Raw genomic sequence first — 16,253 nt, 5'->3', positions numbered from 1 at the left:
TAACGTAGTTGGTTAGTAGTTATTTTTGATGAAAGTGATTTGAAATTTACTCAAGTCATCACTTTTTTTCAAAAAAACTTTCAGCCAAATTTGGCGTACTGTGGTCAGAAATTAATATTATTATTCCGTGAAAGCATAATGTCACTGTGATATTTAAAAATGCGGAATTTAGGTGAAATTCCATTTATTTGCCATAGCCCTGCCATTGGTGTGCAATTATGGGAGCCAGTTTTAACCCTAATTCTCAATAGTGATAATTAGTTGATAAAAAATGTTTCAAAATTCCATTCATTTGCCAAAGGTATGCCATTGGCGTGCCATAAATCAGCCATAATGGGAGCCAATTTTTGATAATACATTTTTTTACCAAAATTGAGCCATTGGGGTAAGTTTTTAGTTCGTATACGAAGTTTTTTTCGACTAACTCTCTACCGCGCACTTCTTACGTAGCAGTCAGCCTAAACGGTCGGCATTACAACTGGCACAAGCATTTACAAAGGTTAAGTTTGCTCCCCGCGTTTGGGTACTAATAAAGAAAGCTATTCAACATCTGATAAGGATCTAGCTTTTTCGCTCATAGAGAATATTCCTTAGTCAATTACAAACGTCTCGCATAAAATCGCATCTCGGTTGCCTTGCTCGGTGTCCACAGTCACAATTCCATTCTTGGGGTCACAGTTAATCATTTCACCCGCGAACTTGACCGCACCACTAAGCGATCGCACTTCTACTTGGCAACCAACAAACCCTGCGATGTCCCCGCCGTCTTTTTCAATCTGCAACAGTGAGTATAAGTTATCGTCCTCAGCTTTTACCAAAACAGTATCGGATGTAATTGGCGCGGCGATCGCTGCCTGATCCTCAGTTGGCATACCCGCACCACTTTCTAGTTGATCCGCACCACTTCCGCAGGACTCCCCGCAGCAGTTTTCCTTATCTGGCAAGGGTTCCGCATCACCCGCACCAGTTGAGGTGGCATATTCTTCTTTTTTCATTGGAGGAGAAAGCAATTCAATTTTCATCTCTGACTCTTCAATGTTTTTTTCCTGTAAATCTGAAAAAGTGGTGCGGGTGGTGCGGAAGTCTTGATTTTGCGAGGTTTCTGGTGCGGCAAGTGGTGCGGAAGTGGTGCGGGTTTCGTCTAAAGTGGTGCGGGTAACTTCCAAAATGCCAATGCCTTTCAGTACTGGGATGTTTCTTTTAGCAATGTCACAGTACCTAGTTCCCTTGACAGCCTTGGGGAAGAGTTGAGCGATTCTGGCGATGACTTGGTTGATACCCTTTACGTTTTTGTCACTGGGTCTAACCTGTTCGCTCCATGTTCTGCGGTTGTTATCGGAATCTATAGTTAATGTGCCAGTTTGAGTGTAGTAATGTTCCAGTCTTACCCATAACTCTTTTGCAGTCATTTCCTTATCAGGGACATAACATAAGTTTGCGGCTTCTATAAAGTCAAATAGGTGATTATTTTCTTTCTGAAGGTTGTAGAAAGCATCAGTTGTACATTCGTAATTAATGCCTTCTTCTATCAGGTCATTAAGTGCTTGCAGCATTTTATTTAGAAATGCTGGGGCTACTTTCGTTCTGATAAATTCCTTGTCGTAAGCAAAGCGGGGATCAGCTAGTAATTCATTTGGGTTGTTAGGGTCAGGATTTTTTTCAAAGGTTTTCTTGAACTCCAAAACTGCAATCCTGTCTTGAATTGCTTTCATTACCCCTTGGAGTGCTGGCGTTTCATTTAAGTTAAAAAGACCTATGGCTTCAGGGGTAAACTCAATATGGTCTTTACCCTTCCGTTCACAATGCAACTTGTTACCAGTGACAAACAACTTTAAACTTTGGATTTTATCAATCCTAGATGTTTGCGGATTCTCAGAAGCCCAATTCACTCGGCTGTGCATCAACGGAGCTAGATTAAACTTCCTGCCTTCGTCGTACAATTGGAAGTCTGCTAAAGAGACAGAAGTTAGTCCATTTTCGCCGTAAATGATTGATACGCACTCGCGCAAAGCATCTTTACCGTTGGAGCCTAGCCCGACTGCCAGAATTGCTTTTACCTCTCTTCCTCTGAGCTTCCTAACAGTTGCAAGGTCAATGGATGCGGCTAAATTCCTCAAAAGAATTTCTTGCTGGGGTCTATCCAAACACTCAAGTAATCGGTCGCAATCTGTAGTATCAGCGTTTGGATTGTACTCAATCAACGGTTCATAAATAAAGTAATCTTCGGGGGTATGAGGGTCTAGCCGTGGAATAACCTTATTACCTATCCAAACGGGTCTAACTATCCCATTAGTGCAGTTAATCCCTGGTGGATTGAGTAATTCTGCCTCAATCCCTGTTCGCATTTTCGCCCACTCTAGAACCTTCTTAACCGAACTGGGTGAAGCGTAAGGATAGGATTTTTTACCTTGCTCATTTTCAACTACAAAGGAATTGCAAAAATTGGTGATTCGTCTACGCTCTGTGTCATCAGGAGAGTGTTTGTAGTGGTTGCCAGTATGCCAGTAGAGCCTATCCGCAGCACAAATCCAACTCTTATCGCCATAGAGAGTTTTGAAAGCAATTTGAATGAAGCTGACAACTGGATCAAGATCATTTAAAGGATCATCAAAATTTTGCAGCTTTGCCAGTTGCTCACGCTCTGCCACAGCCGCGTGGATCTCCTGCTCTAACCTGCGGATAAATTCTGGTGTTTCCATCTGCCCCAAGATTTCTTTGATATCACTTGACTTATATGGTAAATCGGGGCAGATGTCGTGAGGGTTAATTCCGATCAATGAAATTCCTACTTCGTCGGCGCAGTCTTGGCAGGTTTGGAGTTTTTTCAAGCCAGTGTCGTCAGCATCATGCAGAAAAACGATTAATCCTATGCCTGAATCTTTAACACGTTGGTATTCTGGGGTGATGGTTTTCGTATCCCATCCACTGCCCTGAAACGTAATCCCAGCAAGACCATGTGCGCGACCAACTTCTACGCATCCCTCGCCTTCATGCTGGAGTAGCGCCGGGGTGACATTTACTGATTTAGCAGCAGCTAGAGCTTCATCAATGCGATATGCTCCCCAAGGAAAATCGCCTTTTTTCATCTCTGGTGTACCGTCGGGGAGTCTATGCCATTGCCGAAAACTCTTGTCATAACCTTTCTCTTTACTGGTGTCTGCCCATTCGTAACGGTCAATCCATTGGGTTGGGGAGTATTGATAGGTTGTTTCGGTTGCGTTTCCGGGGATGCCCTTTCGCTTACTCCTCAATTTTTGAGGTTGGGGAATATTGGTTGCTGGCTCGGTCAACATTACCAAACCTAATTCGCCATCTGGAATTGGGGTTGGGTTGGGCTTGACCGTCTTAACTCTGATTGGGTTTTTGTTAGGTGCTACACTGAAATTAGTTTTTTGTCGCTCTGCCAGCACTTCATCCCAAGGTTTGATTGCCTCTCGGATGTCCTTGCACTCACAATTATTGAAGCATCTGTACTTCCCGGTTTCTGGGACGATAGATAAGTTGTGCCCCCCGCAAACGGGGCAGATGTACTTGCCTTTTTCTTTGGCTGGTTCTAGCTGATCTTGAAAATTTCGGATGTCGAAGGAGGCGAACGCCTCTGGCATAACTGAGCCGCCAACGGTTTCATGTCCTTTTAAAATGGCTACCATTGTGAAATCCTTGTGAGGTAAATTGTGTGGGCTTTACCTCCCCTGAAGATTCACCAAAATTTTAATCAAATTTCTCGTTAAACCCGTTGTAGGAAGTTGTAAGAAGTACTAGGAACTGATAACATTAGGTTATAAAGAAATTTAATAGAGATAAATTTTACGGGGTGTCTTCTAGGACTGTTAAACAACTTGCTTGTAACAAGTTGAGTCTTGGGGAGGCATTCTTTTCTTATGTATATCTGCTGATGTAACACTGAGAAAAGATGAAACTACAGGTGTAGTTTCATCTCATAATAGCTGATATCTCCTTAATTTGGATATTTCATTTGCAAATTTTTATTTTTAAAAATTTATTTTTTTAGCTTCAAAGTCTTATACATCAAAATTTTCAAGCTTTTTATATATTATTTGAAAATCAAAATTCTTCCTATTTATCAAGTAATTAAGGAAGTGAATAATTAAAATTATTTATTTTTATTTAACAAGTGTTCTACGTATCAATTTTGTCTCAATTAATTCAGCTAATAAATTTATACCAACTTAATCAGTATAAAGTTGGTATCCTACTAAATCAGCGCTAAAAGACGGTGTTTATTGAGTAGTCGCAATCACTCTCATCTCTCATTGGTTATTGTAATCCTATTTAGGATAAAAACTATTTTAGTTTTTAGATATTGACTCTTTATATTTTTGTGCTTCCTCATCAGGTAGTTCCATCCACCATTTGATCAAAGCTCTTTCCACATCTTCCATACGTAGCTGTAAAGTCGCACACCTGCTTTTGAATTGCGCGTGCATCTCTGTCGATACACGGCATCGAATAAAGGTGTGGTCTTTTGTATCGGTCACTATAAGCACTCCTAAAATCCTTTAATCCTAACTATAACTTTTTCTTTATTCTTTTGATATTTATATAAGCAGCTTTAACCCTATAATCCTATACTCCTTTAATCCTATTTAGGATTTTATGCTATTGTATAGATATGAGCGCAAAACGGACGATGAAGCGCGTGAAATGCCACACCAAGGATAAATAGGTAGTTGGACAAAGTAGCCGCCTAGAATTGACCGCAAACGCTTATCAATCAAAGGATTAACTCTAAAATCTGAACCATGAATTACGCATATATCCAGCCAGTTTACGGCTTATCATATCCGCCAAGTAACGGGAAAGTAAGTCCACAACACGGACAGATAAGACCGCGAGTAGTTTTTGACGGTGGCAACCGTTTTGTGAAATGGATTGACCCCAATAACGTTGTGCAATGTCTGCTTAGTGTCGTGAAAGAAGTCAGTGAATACCAGTGGAAACGGCTCAAGCCCGATGACCAGTCAGTATTGATTGAAATTGACGGTAAACGCTTTGTAATTGGGCGATTAGCTCAAGAGTTAGGTGGTGAGCCGACTTTCCAAACAGATAAATGCCAATTAGCATCTATCCTGGCACTAGCGGCAATCCAGCCAAATCCCGGACAAACAGCCGTACACATTCAGCAGATGATTGTGGCACTGCCCAATACTCTCAATGATGATGATGTAGTCGCAGTGAAGCGAATTGCTAACCACCCACTGACCAAAGAATTTAAACGCAATGGCGAATACATCACCTATACCGTGGGTGAAGTTGTCCCAGTTGATGAGACTGAGCCAGCATTTCATTACGCCTTAAATCAAGGATTTTTCAGCTTTCCAGATGCGAAAAACGCGATTTGGGATTTAGGGGGAGGCACGGCTATAGCCCGAATTTACACGCCGAACGGAACCATGATCCATGATGCGGAGGTGATTCTACCCGGAACCAAGGCACTCGCCCAGCAAGTAGCGGTAGAGATGAAAGAAGTTTATTCTCTCGATTACAGCCCCAGTTTACAGGGCATCATGGACGCGATCTCTCGTGGTGATTGCCTCTACGGGACAGACAAGCTTGATTTCTCCTCCATCTTTGAAAAAGCCTGTGACCAGTGGGTAGAGTCAGCCCGGAGAGAAATTCGCTCGAAGTGGGCGCAACACCTACCAGAGTTGGGAGAAGTCTTGATTGTAGGCGGGAGTGCAGATATCGCCGCCCCTATCTGTGCGACTTCTGGAGATCGCTTTAAGATTGCCCCATCGCCGCAGTTATTCAACATCATTGCAATGGCTTATCAGGAGTAATGCCAATGACGCAAACAAGAATTGTTCTCAATCCCAAGTACAAGCCCAAAGCCGAAGAAATCTTAGAAGCGACTGGAATCGATAACCTCTCTCAACTGTTTACCTTACTGTTAGTCAATTACGGTGATTGTCTAGTTAATTGCTTAAAGCACTCACATCAACTACCTATACAGTCATCTCTAGTAGCTCAAACGCCTACACAAAGCGCTCTTCAGCCACCATCTATCAAACCTCAGCCATCATCACAAGCTAAGAAATTTGCCCCAATGGGGAGCTTTTAAGCCCCAACCGCACCGATAAAAGCTCAAAGAAAAGGAAAGAAGTCATGAACGACCAAAACACCGTGCAGACACAGCCAAGCCTAACAACAACCGAAATCATGACTATCATCCTCGGTTGTGAACAGATTCTTAGGTTTGTGCAAGCATCTCCCAATTACAAACAAATCGAAGCCTCCGAACGGTTCAGTACATCGAATGACCTAAAAATAGGTGATGCTGTCCAAGCCTTGATGGAGATTCACGAAGCAATCCTAAATATCGAGTTCTACTCCCAAGTTTGAAGAACATGATTGTTGGCAGTTGTACGCGGTAGTGTTTCACAAAACGTTTCATGAAACTGTTTCAACGGTTGCATCAATGTTTCAGCCTCACAACAACCGGGAAACGGTATGACCACAGTGTGAAACGTGAAACACGAAACGCCTTTTTGTTGCAACCGAAAAAACACAAATTGAGGATATCAAAATGGCGCACCTCTAAGTACATATTACTGTCAGTTAAAGTTTAAAAGGGATAGATTTAAAATTTTTATCCTCAATTAGAAGTTTATCTGCCTTAATTCCTTTAGGTGTGTCAAACAGTAAATCTACAGAACGAGCTTCATTTGGAGAGAAGGGTTTACTTAACAAATCAGTATCATATTTTATCTCCCTGTCTTTAAAATCGTATTTGTTGCCTTTTGAGTCAACTAATTTTGAGGATACAAGAAAGAACCATGAATCATCCTCTCGTTGTCTTTTTGCACTTGTATTTTTAACAGTTAAAGAAATCACTGTCCAAACTTCAGCTGCTTCGTATGTACTGTACTTCCCTTGAATTTTCTGTCCTGCATATTTAACGCCTGTGACGCTAACTTCCCAACCTTTCTGATTAACTTTACCGTTAACTGCTTTTGAAACTGGTTCAAGGTTAGTAGCATCGACAGTATTTGCTTGAGATGACGAAAGCTCTAATTTGGTTTGTTGCGAAGGTGAACAGGCAGAAATGATAATTAGCAATGCTGCAATAGATAAGTATTTAAATTTATTCATGGTTGCACTCTGGTTATATATCTAAACCTCTTTAACCCTTTTGAGAGGTTCGTTATTATAATTCCCAAAAATTGTTACTCAATTTTATATCAAGCGCGGATATATCCTAGCCGGGCAGATATAGCGTTCTTAGTGCCATTCTCTCATGGCTCTTGTTGAAGCACTTTCAATCGCCAATTACACGTATTAGCCCAATCGTGTAATTGAGAATAGAGGTAAAGCTACCCAAACAGACGAAAGCCCTTGATTGACTTATATGATGATATTGCGGAGGTAAACCGCACGGAAAATATCAAATCTCTGCGACCACCCTTTATTTGCAAATTAATGTGGTTTCAAAATTACCTTGATTGCAGTTTTATCTCTGGATGTTTGCAGTTAGTTACATCTAAGGTTAGTCACTGAACAGGCAACTTCCACTTCGGATAAAGCCGATTGAAAGTTTCACGCTGCTGTGTGAGGTCAACCCTCGGCAAGTGCTTCTCCACAAGGTCGAATGTTTCCTCTGAGAGTTGTCGCAACTCACGGGTTCCGCTTGCTGCATCAGATTGGAAAACGCGCTCCAACCGCGAAAAAAAATCAGGCGGTTTGATGTTCATTTCTTCAACAAAGTAACGTGTCCACTTGAAGCCGGGATGATAAATGCGATTTAGCCCGAACAGCAAGTTGAGAAGCCATCGCACAATGGTGCAGTTGTTTTCGTACAGCATCGGAATCTCAAAGCGTTCGGTCAGGATTTGCTGACCATCGAACGGGCGGAATTTTAGATGCTTCTGAACCATTGCTACAGCGAGTTCTTCAGGATAATGAGAAAGTCGATTTTGCCAATGTTTGATAATATCTTCGCCATAAAGAACAATTGCGTGTTGAAGATTAAACGCTGTTGCTTGCTTCTCAAACACAAGCCCGTTTTGCGATACATCATAACACTCAACAACGTCAATCACGATGCTGTTGATCGTATCTCGTGCCCAATGACCTGCTTCGACTTTCATATCGTATAGGTAGAATTGCTCCAACCATGCCTGTTTCGCTGCCCCATACGGCTCAATTTCCCACCCTTTGACACCAACACTTTGTGCTGTGGCTTGTAAGTCTTCGACGGACGGCAGTTGTGACCAGATAAAAGCCAACTCAAGATCCGAATACTGGTCTGAAATACCTAATGCTGCCGAGCCAAACACAAAACACGCTTCCACTTTCGGGTTAGCAATGAAAGCAGGAGCGATTTTCTGAGCCAACGAAATTCGCCATGCGCTGTGTTTAGTCATGTTGGAAATTATAGTCCGTAAATTTTATAGTTGGCTTATCGTTTTGGCTTGTGATTCATGCAGTATTACACGAATGAGCCATTACGTGGAATCTTCCCCCTAAAGCATTGATTTTTCGTTGCCGCTTGTCGGGTTTTTGGGTTAGTTAATCCTGGCTTATCAATCGCCTTCTCTATCTACACACAAGAGAATCAGGCTTTGAGGCTTTTTAAATAACTTCTTCTTATCTACGGTGAGTTTGTCTGCATTCCTGTGTAAAAAAGTACAAAGATGGGCATTATGAATGCAGGTACAAGAAATCCCCATGAAAAAACTTTTTGCAGGACTGTTAGTGGCGTTGCTAGTCGGTTGTTCTGTCCAGGCGCGAACACAACAAAAACCCTCTACAAAGACTTTAGAAACAATCGACTATCCAACAGTCTTGGCATTGAAGGATGGGAAAAAGCAACCAGCGGAGATTGATGTTTACAGGCAGGAATTTGAAAAATTAAAAAAACCGTGTCTTGAGAATGACGAGACTTTAGCTGGCATGGTCTACGCATTTACCAAAAAAGCCAAGGCATCTGGTGACGAGTGGTCTACAAATCTTGATACCATGAAATCTTTTGCTGAAAGTGCAGAAAGCGGCTTTGAGCGTAAACCAGCACGTTGCATCCAAGTTTATCAGATGTACGTCCAAAGCTTGCAAGAAGGATCTGGCAAATAAGAAATCGGTTTGTGTCGATTTTGTACGCAATTGGTGGCGATCGCTTTCAAGACTGCACTCCCATGCAATCACGTCAAATCTCGCCACTATTTCAAATACCCTAATATGCTCTACGCTACTGGCGAGATTTACCCTGTCGTAATTTGGCGAGAATCAAAACAGCTTGTCAACGTACTCTTGTAGGTCACTGCGTTTAACTCGCCAACCCTTGCCAATTACTTTGGCTTTTAACGAACCCGCCGTAATTGCGTCTCGCAGGAATTCTCTAGACAACCCAGTTAGCGCTTGTGCCTCTGCAATAGTCAGTAGCAGCTTATCGGCAATCGGCACTATTGGCTGATTGTCGCCTCTGCCCAGCAGCCCTTCAATGATTGAGGATAACTTATCAATTACCCCAATCTCGCCAAAGTCCGTAATCTCGCCAGAAGAATGCACTAATTTACTTGTCTGTGGCTGTTGCTCTGTCGCTATTTGACGAGATTCAAAGGCTGGTTTTACGGTCGGTTGGTTCAATTCTGACTTGAATGCTTCCAGTTCGGTTTGGTCAAAGTTGGCAGTCGGGCGAGTTTTACCTTTCTCGTACTTGACGCTGATTCGCCCCTGTTGAACGTAGCGCTCTAAAGCCCTAACACTGACACCCAAGTAATCTGCTGCTGACTGCTTATTCATAAATCTCGCCAAATATCGTAACTCGCCAAAATCCTATCAGTGATTGGCGAGTTTTGGCGAGATTGAGAAAACCATTATTCCTCAGCTGTGCCTACGCTATATCTCACCTAAAATATAGGACTAGGTGCTATACTTTAACCCAAGAGACTAGAAAATGAAAATTTACAAAAACCGTACTTTTGACCGTTGGGCGCGAAAGGAAGGGTTAAACAATCTTAGTCTCTGTAACGCTGTAAACGAAATGGCAGCAGGGCTTTATGATGCTGACCTGGGAGGTGGACTATTTAAAAAACGCATAGCAAAACCAGGGAAAGGTAAGAGTGGTGGATTTCGGACACTAGTAGCTACTAATAATGAAGATCGTTGGTTTTTTATTTTTGGCTTTTCAAAAAACGAACGCAGTAACATTGACAAAGATGAAGAAGAAGCTCTGAAAATGTTATCCAAGCAATTACTTGCTTATACACATGATGAACTTGAGCAAGCAAAAAATAGTAATGCGTTAATAGAGGTGATTTGTAATGCGTCAGAAGAAATCAGCAATTCTTGAAGCAGTTCATGAGACAGCAGAAGACCTACACAAAGCTGGGCTAATGAATCAAACTACATTGCGCGAATTTGAACACCTATGCCTACCTCCTATTGAGCCTCTAGAACCATTACAAATTAAAGAAATACGGGAATCATCTCAAGTTAGTCAAGCTGTTTTTGCACGTATTTTGAATATAAGTACTTCAACAGTTCAAAAATGGGAAATAGGACAAAAGCGGCCTAGTGGAGCATCTCTTAAGCTACTGCACTTGGTCAAAAATCGTGGGTTAAACAGTGTGCTGTATTAAAATTTTTGGCTTGTTATTTTCTTCTATTATCATGTCTAACTCTGCTAATGTCGCACAAGTTTTTAGCACATTTGTCAACCTAACAAAGGAACTCAAGCCGTTTGTAAAAACAGATGACTTGAGAATTGCATTTGATAGTGAAGGTCAGGTTTATCTTATTGGGGATGACTTTCAGGAGCAAATCCATGCCAATTTTTCATTGTGGCGTGAAGTTAGGAACGAAATAAGAATCTTGATTGCAAAACACCGTTCTCAGTATAAACCGGATGAAAAAACTAATCCTTAAATTCATGACCCGTATCATATCGATTTTGGTGTGATGCAGGGTTGAGTGATAGCGCTCAAGATAGGGTTAATCTGAGGCTGAATGCTTTGCAACAAGCTGGTTTGTTTCGATGTCACCAAACTAACAATTCCCGACATCCCTGCCCACAGGCCACAGCATCGCCAAGCTTACCTCTTGATGTTTAAGCAAGGATTATTGCTGATTCTATAGGAAACTAAAATTTAGTTGTTTCGTGGTCGCCATGTATGACGCGGAACCCATTGGAGGACTTCTTTAGCAAGTTGGGTGTTAATAAGAGCTTTGTAAGGCTCACGTTCATATTCATGTCCACCATGCCAATCTACTTCAGGAAGTAGGGATTGAGCCAATTCAAAACTTGTTCGATGTGCCGAAGAAATATCATCCGCGCATAGCAGCAAAGTGACATGACCAGGATTAGGGCAGTGTAAAGCGCACCGTGCTGCTTCTGCTGCGTCTTGAACATCGAGAAAAGCGCCATATTCCCAAAATGGATTCCACTCAAAATCGGGATTGGCTTGGCGATTGGAAATAATAAAATCGTAAGTTTCTTGATCAAATACACCCGGTGGTCGCAGACAAATGGTTGAAATACCTGTGCTATCGGTAAAATATCGGCACATTTCTTCACCCAGCCGCTTGGAAATAGCGTAAGGAGTAGCTGGATAACAAGGATGATTGTCGTCTAACGGAAGATAATCCGGTTTTCTCTCACCTTTGAAGATTCCCAAGGCATCAACACTACTGAAGAAAACGATACGTTTGAGTTGTGCCTCTGCTGCCGCACTTAGAATATGCCAAGTGCCTTGAAGATTGACTGCCATGATTTCATCCGGCGTTTCTTCTTGGTTTCCCAGGAGGGCCGCCAGATGAACTATTGCATCGCAACCAACAAGTGCAGAACGGATTTCGTTGGGATTGAGAATATTATGACCACTTGCAATGTCAAAGCCAATCACTTCACATCCATCGGCACGCAAAACTTTTTCCACAACCGAACCAATCATTCCTTCATTGCCCGTAACTAATACCTTCATAACGGTGGTGATTTTTACTATTAACTGAATGTCTCATTTATCATTACTTTTTGGTCGAGTAGGAATAAATCCCCATAGTCAAAATTTTACAAATCTCCCCAATCAAAATTCAGGAAGCGTCGAGCATTCAGCTTGGTATATTTTTCAGTGTGTTTGATATCCCGATGCCCCAAAAAGTCTTGAATCTCCCTGGTGTTGTAACCCTGATTCACCAGATAGTAACCGCAAGCATGGCGCATCATGTGGCAATGTACCTTGATATCAAGCCCAGCCTGCGCCGCCAATCGCCCAAGCAGCTTTCGCACCGCATCAGTTGACATCACCTCACCACGCTCAGAAACGAAAATATATTTGCTGTCGGGCAACATCTCTCTGAGTTCTTTGAGCAATTCCAGTTCATCATCTCTCAAGGGATGCACCCCAGAGTCACTGCCCTTTTCCCTGGTGATGAAAATCTGGCGTTCGCCCCACATCACTGCATCCCATCGCAAACCGCACGTCTTACCTACAGCTTCCCCCACCCGCAAGCCGTGGCGAAACATGAGCAACATCAGTGTATAATCACGGTGGGAATAACGAGCTTTACGATCGAGCGCAGCATCAAGAATACTTCGCACCTCGCTTGGTGTAAGGTATTCTCTAGACCTGTAATGCTTGTTGGGTAGACGAACTGGGGGCGGTGGCCTCATTTACTCTTGCTGGTAGTGTCCGGTGTACACGGTATATTATGGACAGTCTACTACGCCACAAGCCCCATTACTCCGTTGAGAGTCGCGCCACTTAAGAGTTATTGCGAACTGTTATCAATTGATAAATACGTCCATCTTGGCTTAATACTAAATAGGGTGCGATTGCGCGATCGCAGTCGTTGTGATCCACAGCCTAAAACGATTTGACACTGAATTAATCAGAATTGTTTGGCTGGGGGGTAGCATCATTGTTGTGGTGGTAAACCTAGTTCTTTGCGGAAGTTTTTATCGTACTTGGCGTACTCCCAATTCTTGGCAACATTTTTGATTTGTTCTGCAATTAGGTTCTTGGCTCCACTCAGGTCGGCTCCGCTCAGGTTGGCTCCGCTCAGGTCGGCTTCACTCAGGTCGGCTCCGCTCAGGTTGGCTCCGCTCAGGTTAGCTCCGCTCAGGTCGGCTTTCCAAAGGTCGGCTTTAGTGAGGTCAGCTTCATAAAGCTCGGCTCTACACAGTTTGGCTTCATGGAGTCTGCCTTCAGCGAGGCTGGCTCCATTCAGGTTGGCATTAGTGAGGTTGGCTCGATGAAGCCAAGCTCCACTCAGATCGGCTTCATCGAGGCTGGCATTAGTGAGTTTGGCTCGCTGGAGTTTGACTCCAGTCAGGTTAGCTCTAGATAGCCAAACTCCATCGAGTTTGGCATTAGTGAGTTTGGCTTCAGTGAGATTGGCATCATGGAGGCTGGCTTCAGTGAGATTGGCTCCAATGAGGTTGGCATTAGTGAGGTTGGCATCCTGAAGGTCAGTTTCCTGGAGGTTGGCTCTTTTAAGGTCAGTTCCCTGGAGGTTGGCATACCTTAGCTTGGCATAACTTAGATTGGCATAACTTAGGTTAGCCTTCTCCAAATGAATTCCTTCTAAATTTGCTTTTTCGGCTGTTAATCCTTCCAAAGACACTTTTTGTTTATTTAAATCTTCAAGAGCTTGTATTCTTGCACCGCTAACCTCTTTACCATCTGCCAAGTGTATTATTTGCCATGCCTGATACTGTTCTTGTTTCCTCCGTTGTGGTGCTTCCCAAACCCATCTCAAAAAAGCAATAGATCCAGTTATTAAAACACCTTTCTCTATAGCTAGAAAAAAACCATTTCTGATTAATTCACTTCGTTTCTTAGATGTGACTTTTTCAAATAACCAAGTATACCATTCTAGTATTGACCATTGATGTATTGGATAGTCTGGAAGAACTTCTTGATTTCGACGATAAATTTGAAACAATTGTCGGTAGTCATTCACCAATATATTAAAAGTTTTTGCTTCTTGTTGTAATGTAAACTCACGAACGAGTGGATCATTTATAGCTTTGACTTTATTCAAACTTTCACGTAGCTTAGTTAAGCGCTCTGGTTCTTGATCATTTGAAATGACATTCTTATTAGACTTGGGTAAAGCAATTATACAAGCTGCTAAATATATCAGAAGTATTACAGTGATTGAAATAAACCAAAATTTAGGTTTTTTTCGTAGTGAACCTACTTTATTTTGGAATTGCTCCTGACTCTCTTTCAAAATTTTTAGTCTATTGTCACCCATAGGTTGAGCTTACTAAACGGACAAGAAAGTAAATAAACCATTTCTACTATGTAAACACTACTTAGCCGTATTATTTCGGATTTTTAGGTGGACTGCTGGGAGGTAGGCATCACCGTGGTCGGGTAGAGTCGAGGGGAGTGTTGCTACTCCATCGCTGTCTTTTGTCAATAAGATAACCTAACCGCCCCAAAAGGCATCACCGTGCCATTAGAAATTTGACGTTGTTGAATGAGGGGAATGCAAATGATAAACTCAGCACCAACTCCTGGTTGCGAAATGCATTCTAAAGAACCGCCATGTCTTTCTGTGATAATTTGGTAACTAATAGCCAGCCCCATCCCCGTACCCCGTCCAACGGGCTTGGTCGTAAAAAAAGGATTAAATATTTGCTTTAAAGCATCTTCTGGTATTCCCAGTCCGTTGTCGGCAATGCGAATTGTGACTTGATTTGGCGCTAGTAATTGGGTGCGAATATAAATTCGGGGATTATCCGTTTTATTGTGTTTTTTTGTTGCCCACCGACTTGTAACCAATAAATCTTCTAAAGCATCGATAGCATTAACTAAAATATTCAGAAATACTTGGTTTAACTGCCCACTATAACATTCAATCAAGGGAAGGTTGCCGTATTCTTTGAACAACTCAATTTTCGGGCGCTTGTCAGTAGCCTTGAGGCGGCTTTGGATGATCATTATCGTACTATCAATTCCCTGATGAATATCAACCTTTTTCATTTCCGCTTCATCTAAGCGTGAGAAAGTCCGCAGGGAAAGCACAATCTCTCGAATCCGCTCTGTTCCCATGATCATCGATTGGAATAATTTGGGTAAGTCTGACCTTAAGAAATCTAGTTCAATTAAATCTGCAAACTCATCAATTGCCTTGACTGATTGGGGATAATGTCTTTGGTAGATATCTAACAGTGAAAATAAATTTTGGGTGTATTCATCAGCCGGGTTCAGGTTGCCGTAAATAAAGCTAAGTGGGTTGTTGATTTCGTGTGCCACACCTGCAACTAGTTGACCCAAACTGGACATTTTTTCGCTTTGAATTAACTGAGTTTGGGTGTTTTGTAGTTTGTATAATGCTGTTTCTAGTTCTTGTGCTTGCTGTCGGAGGTCTGAGAGTGCTTGTTTGCGTTCTGTGATATCTCGGAAATACCAAATTCTGCCGTAACAATCTCCAGATGGCGAGCGCACTGCCGCAGAATAACGATCTAACGTCCGTCCATCCTTCAGCACAATTTCATCACGGCTGTTTTTCTCTGGATGCTGGTACAGATATTCGACTTGAGCGAGAAATTCTGCTGGATTTTCTAGTAGGTCTAGCACACATTCTAGGAGTTGCCAGTCTGAACCACTCTGGATTATTGCCGCAGGAATTTGCCATAAATAGGAGAAATGTTGATTGTATGATGCAATTTGACGATTTTCATCAATAATCAGAATGCCATCAATTGAAGCTTCTTGTTGAGCTTGCAGCACAGCATTACTACGGCGCAGGTCAGCTTCTATCTGCTTTTGCTCTGTTAAATCACGAATAATCCCAACTAAGAAACGATTACCTAAATCATCCTTAAACAAATATTTTTTGGTCAGGATACAGTGTGTTGCGCCATCAGAATCTGTAAATAATTCCTCGTTTTCATGAGTTATCCCTGTAGTGAAAACCAGTTCATCTTTTTCCCAAAACACATCAGCTTCCGCTTTGGGAAAGAGATCATAGTCAGACTTGCCAATTAATTCTTCTCGGCTATGCCCGATGAAATTACAGAAGGCATCGTTAACTAGTATCCACTGATGTTGGTGGTTTTTGACAAAAATTGGGTCAGATATACCGTTGATCATCCGCAGCAGAAAAGCCAGCGAGAAGTTTTGCTTTTCAAAGGAGTCATTGAGAGATTTGCAATCATTCATACGCTCAGTCGGATCTAAAATCAAGCTAAAACTTAAACTAATAGCTATGCGTGTATCAGCCTTAGTGATATTTATTATTCCCAGATGACGCAGTGAACTGTACACTCCCTTTTGTAACAC

At 42.1% G+C, this 16,253-nt stretch carries 16 protein-coding genes; 7 read left to right on the top strand and 9 right to left on the bottom strand.

The genetic code is table 11. The annotated features are described in order from the left end of the window. Positions 1-590 precede the first annotated feature (590 nt). Positions 591-3,650 carry a DUF5906 domain-containing protein gene (locus tag FD724_RS40235; RefSeq protein WP_179077099.1) on the bottom strand — a complete coding sequence of 1,020 codons (3,060 nt, stop codon included), beginning with the start codon at positions 3,648-3,650 and terminating at the stop codon, positions 591-593. Positions 3,651-4,310: 660 nt separating this feature from the next. Then, positions 4,311-4,508, bottom strand: coding sequence for a hypothetical protein (locus tag FD724_RS40230; protein WP_179077098.1), 198 nt, complete (start codon positions 4,506-4,508; stop codon positions 4,311-4,313). A 255-nt stretch (positions 4,509-4,763) separates the two neighbouring features. On the opposite strand from FD724_RS40230, the gene FD724_RS40225 reads away from it, so the two are divergent. The 3 genes from FD724_RS40225 to FD724_RS40215 are packed head-to-tail and all read left to right on the top strand — an operon-like array spanning position 4,764 to position 6,363. Then, positions 4,764-5,801 (top strand): ParM/StbA family protein, encoded by a 1,038-nt coding sequence (locus FD724_RS40225; protein ID WP_179077097.1) that lies wholly within the window; start codon positions 4,764-4,766, stop codon positions 5,799-5,801. Positions 5,802-5,806: 5 nt separating this feature from the next. Beyond that, positions 5,807-6,082: a hypothetical protein gene (locus tag FD724_RS40220; protein WP_256874836.1), complete on the top strand. Its 276-nt coding sequence runs from the start codon at positions 5,807-5,809 to the stop codon at positions 6,080-6,082. Between the two features lie 44 nt (positions 6,083-6,126). Beyond that, positions 6,127-6,363, top strand: a complete 237-nt coding sequence (locus tag FD724_RS40215) for a hypothetical protein (RefSeq protein ID WP_179077095.1) — start codon at positions 6,127-6,129, stop codon at positions 6,361-6,363. 216 nt (positions 6,364-6,579) lie between these two features. Here the strand turns inward: FD724_RS40215 and FD724_RS40210 are convergent, their stop codons facing one another. Together FD724_RS40210 and FD724_RS40205 are read right to left on the bottom strand one after the other, a co-directional pair. After that, positions 6,580-7,113, bottom strand: a complete 534-nt coding sequence (locus FD724_RS40210; RefSeq protein ID WP_179077094.1) for a DUF4352 domain-containing protein — start codon at positions 7,111-7,113, stop codon at positions 6,580-6,582. Positions 7,114-7,511: 398 nt separating this feature from the next. After that, positions 7,512-8,354 carry a DUF4037 domain-containing protein gene (locus FD724_RS40205; protein ID WP_256874835.1) on the bottom strand — a complete coding sequence of 281 codons (843 nt, stop codon included), beginning with the start codon at positions 8,352-8,354 and terminating at the stop codon, positions 7,512-7,514. Positions 8,355-8,688: 334 nt separating this feature from the next. On the opposite strand from FD724_RS40205, the gene FD724_RS40200 reads away from it, so the two are divergent. Then, a complete protein-coding gene (locus tag FD724_RS40200; protein WP_179077092.1) occupies positions 8,689-9,090 on the top strand; it encodes a hypothetical protein in 402 nt (133 codons plus the stop codon). Positions 9,091-9,243: 153 nt separating this feature from the next. Here FD724_RS40200 and FD724_RS40195 read toward each other — a convergent pair whose 3' ends face one another. Further along, the gene (locus tag FD724_RS40195) at positions 9,244-9,759 is read right to left on the bottom strand and encodes a helix-turn-helix domain-containing protein (RefSeq protein ID WP_179077091.1); all 516 of its coding nucleotides are present in this window, start codon (positions 9,757-9,759) and stop codon (positions 9,244-9,246) included. A gap of 154 nt (positions 9,760-9,913) precedes the next feature. Here FD724_RS40195 and FD724_RS40190 point away from each other — a divergent pair, with 154 nt between their 5' ends. From FD724_RS40190 to FD724_RS40180, 3 genes are read left to right on the top strand one after another with little or no spacing between them, the layout of a single operon-like run. After that, the gene (locus tag FD724_RS40190; protein ID WP_163937725.1) at positions 9,914-10,309 is read left to right on the top strand and encodes a type II toxin-antitoxin system RelE/ParE family toxin; all 396 of its coding nucleotides are present in this window, start codon (positions 9,914-9,916) and stop codon (positions 10,307-10,309) included. Then, positions 10,281-10,598 carry a DNA-binding transcriptional regulator gene (locus FD724_RS40185; RefSeq protein ID WP_179077090.1) on the top strand — a complete coding sequence of 106 codons (318 nt, stop codon included), beginning with the start codon at positions 10,281-10,283 and terminating at the stop codon, positions 10,596-10,598. The genes FD724_RS40190 and FD724_RS40185 overlap by 29 nt, the downstream gene beginning before the upstream one ends. 31 nt (positions 10,599-10,629) lie before the next feature. After that, entirely contained in the window at positions 10,630-10,884 is a 255-nt protein-coding gene (locus FD724_RS40180; protein ID WP_179077089.1) for a hypothetical protein, read from the top strand. A 221-nt stretch (positions 10,885-11,105) separates the two neighbouring features. Here the strand turns inward: FD724_RS40180 and FD724_RS40175 are convergent, their stop codons facing one another. The 4 genes from FD724_RS40175 to FD724_RS40160 form a co-directional block, all read right to left on the bottom strand. Further along, entirely contained in the window at positions 11,106-11,939 is an 834-nt protein-coding gene (locus FD724_RS40175) for an NAD(P)-dependent oxidoreductase (protein WP_179077088.1), read from the bottom strand. A gap of 86 nt (positions 11,940-12,025) precedes the next feature. Then, positions 12,026-12,628, bottom strand: a complete 603-nt coding sequence (locus FD724_RS40170; protein ID WP_179077087.1) for a tyrosine-type recombinase/integrase — start codon at positions 12,626-12,628, stop codon at positions 12,026-12,028. A gap of 245 nt (positions 12,629-12,873) precedes the next feature. Beyond that, the gene (locus tag FD724_RS40165; RefSeq protein ID WP_179077086.1) at positions 12,874-14,217 is read right to left on the bottom strand and encodes a pentapeptide repeat-containing protein; all 1,344 of its coding nucleotides are present in this window, start codon (positions 14,215-14,217) and stop codon (positions 12,874-12,876) included. 164 nt (positions 14,218-14,381) lie between these two features. Continuing rightward, the coding region (locus tag FD724_RS40160; RefSeq protein ID WP_256874834.1) for an ATP-binding protein at positions 14,382-16,253 on the bottom strand (1,872 nt) is incomplete at its 5' end.

It is taken from the genome of Nostoc sp. C057 (assembly GCF_013393925.1).
In the GTDB taxonomy this organism is placed as follows: Bacteria; Cyanobacteriota; Cyanobacteriia; order Cyanobacteriales; family Nostocaceae; genus Nostoc; species Nostoc muscorum_A.
The sequence above is the reverse complement of the archived record's forward strand: the minus strand, read 5'-3'. Positions and strand labels throughout refer to the sequence as shown.

Coding starts and splice junctions, on each gene's coding strand:
- FD724_RS40235 (WP_179077099.1), bottom strand. CDS start 3,650: ATGGTAGCCATTTTAAAAGGACATGAAACCGTTGGCGGCTCAGTTATG.
- FD724_RS40225 (WP_179077097.1), top strand. CDS start 4,764: ATGAATTACGCATATATCCAGCCAGTTTACGGCTTATCATATCCGCCA.
- FD724_RS40220 (WP_256874836.1), top strand. CDS start 5,807: ATGACGCAAACAAGAATTGTTCTCAATCCCAAGTACAAGCCCAAAGCC.
- FD724_RS40215 (WP_179077095.1), top strand. CDS start 6,127: ATGAACGACCAAAACACCGTGCAGACACAGCCAAGCCTAACAACAACC.
- FD724_RS40210 (WP_179077094.1), bottom strand. CDS start 7,113: ATGAATAAATTTAAATACTTATCTATTGCAGCATTGCTAATTATCATT.
- FD724_RS40200 (WP_179077092.1), top strand. CDS start 8,689: ATGAAAAAACTTTTTGCAGGACTGTTAGTGGCGTTGCTAGTCGGTTGT.
- FD724_RS40195 (WP_179077091.1), bottom strand. CDS start 9,759: ATGAATAAGCAGTCAGCAGCAGATTACTTGGGTGTCAGTGTTAGGGCT.
- FD724_RS40190 (WP_163937725.1), top strand. CDS start 9,914: ATGAAAATTTACAAAAACCGTACTTTTGACCGTTGGGCGCGAAAGGAA.
- FD724_RS40185 (WP_179077090.1), top strand. CDS start 10,281: ATGCGTCAGAAGAAATCAGCAATTCTTGAAGCAGTTCATGAGACAGCA.
- FD724_RS40180 (WP_179077089.1), top strand. CDS start 10,630: ATGTCTAACTCTGCTAATGTCGCACAAGTTTTTAGCACATTTGTCAAC.
- FD724_RS40175 (WP_179077088.1), bottom strand. CDS start 11,939: ATGAAGGTATTAGTTACGGGCAATGAAGGAATGATTGGTTCGGTTGTG.
- FD724_RS40170 (WP_179077087.1), bottom strand. CDS start 12,628: ATGAGGCCACCGCCCCCAGTTCGTCTACCCAACAAGCATTACAGGTCT.
- FD724_RS40165 (WP_179077086.1), bottom strand. CDS start 14,217: ATGGGTGACAATAGACTAAAAATTTTGAAAGAGAGTCAGGAGCAATTC.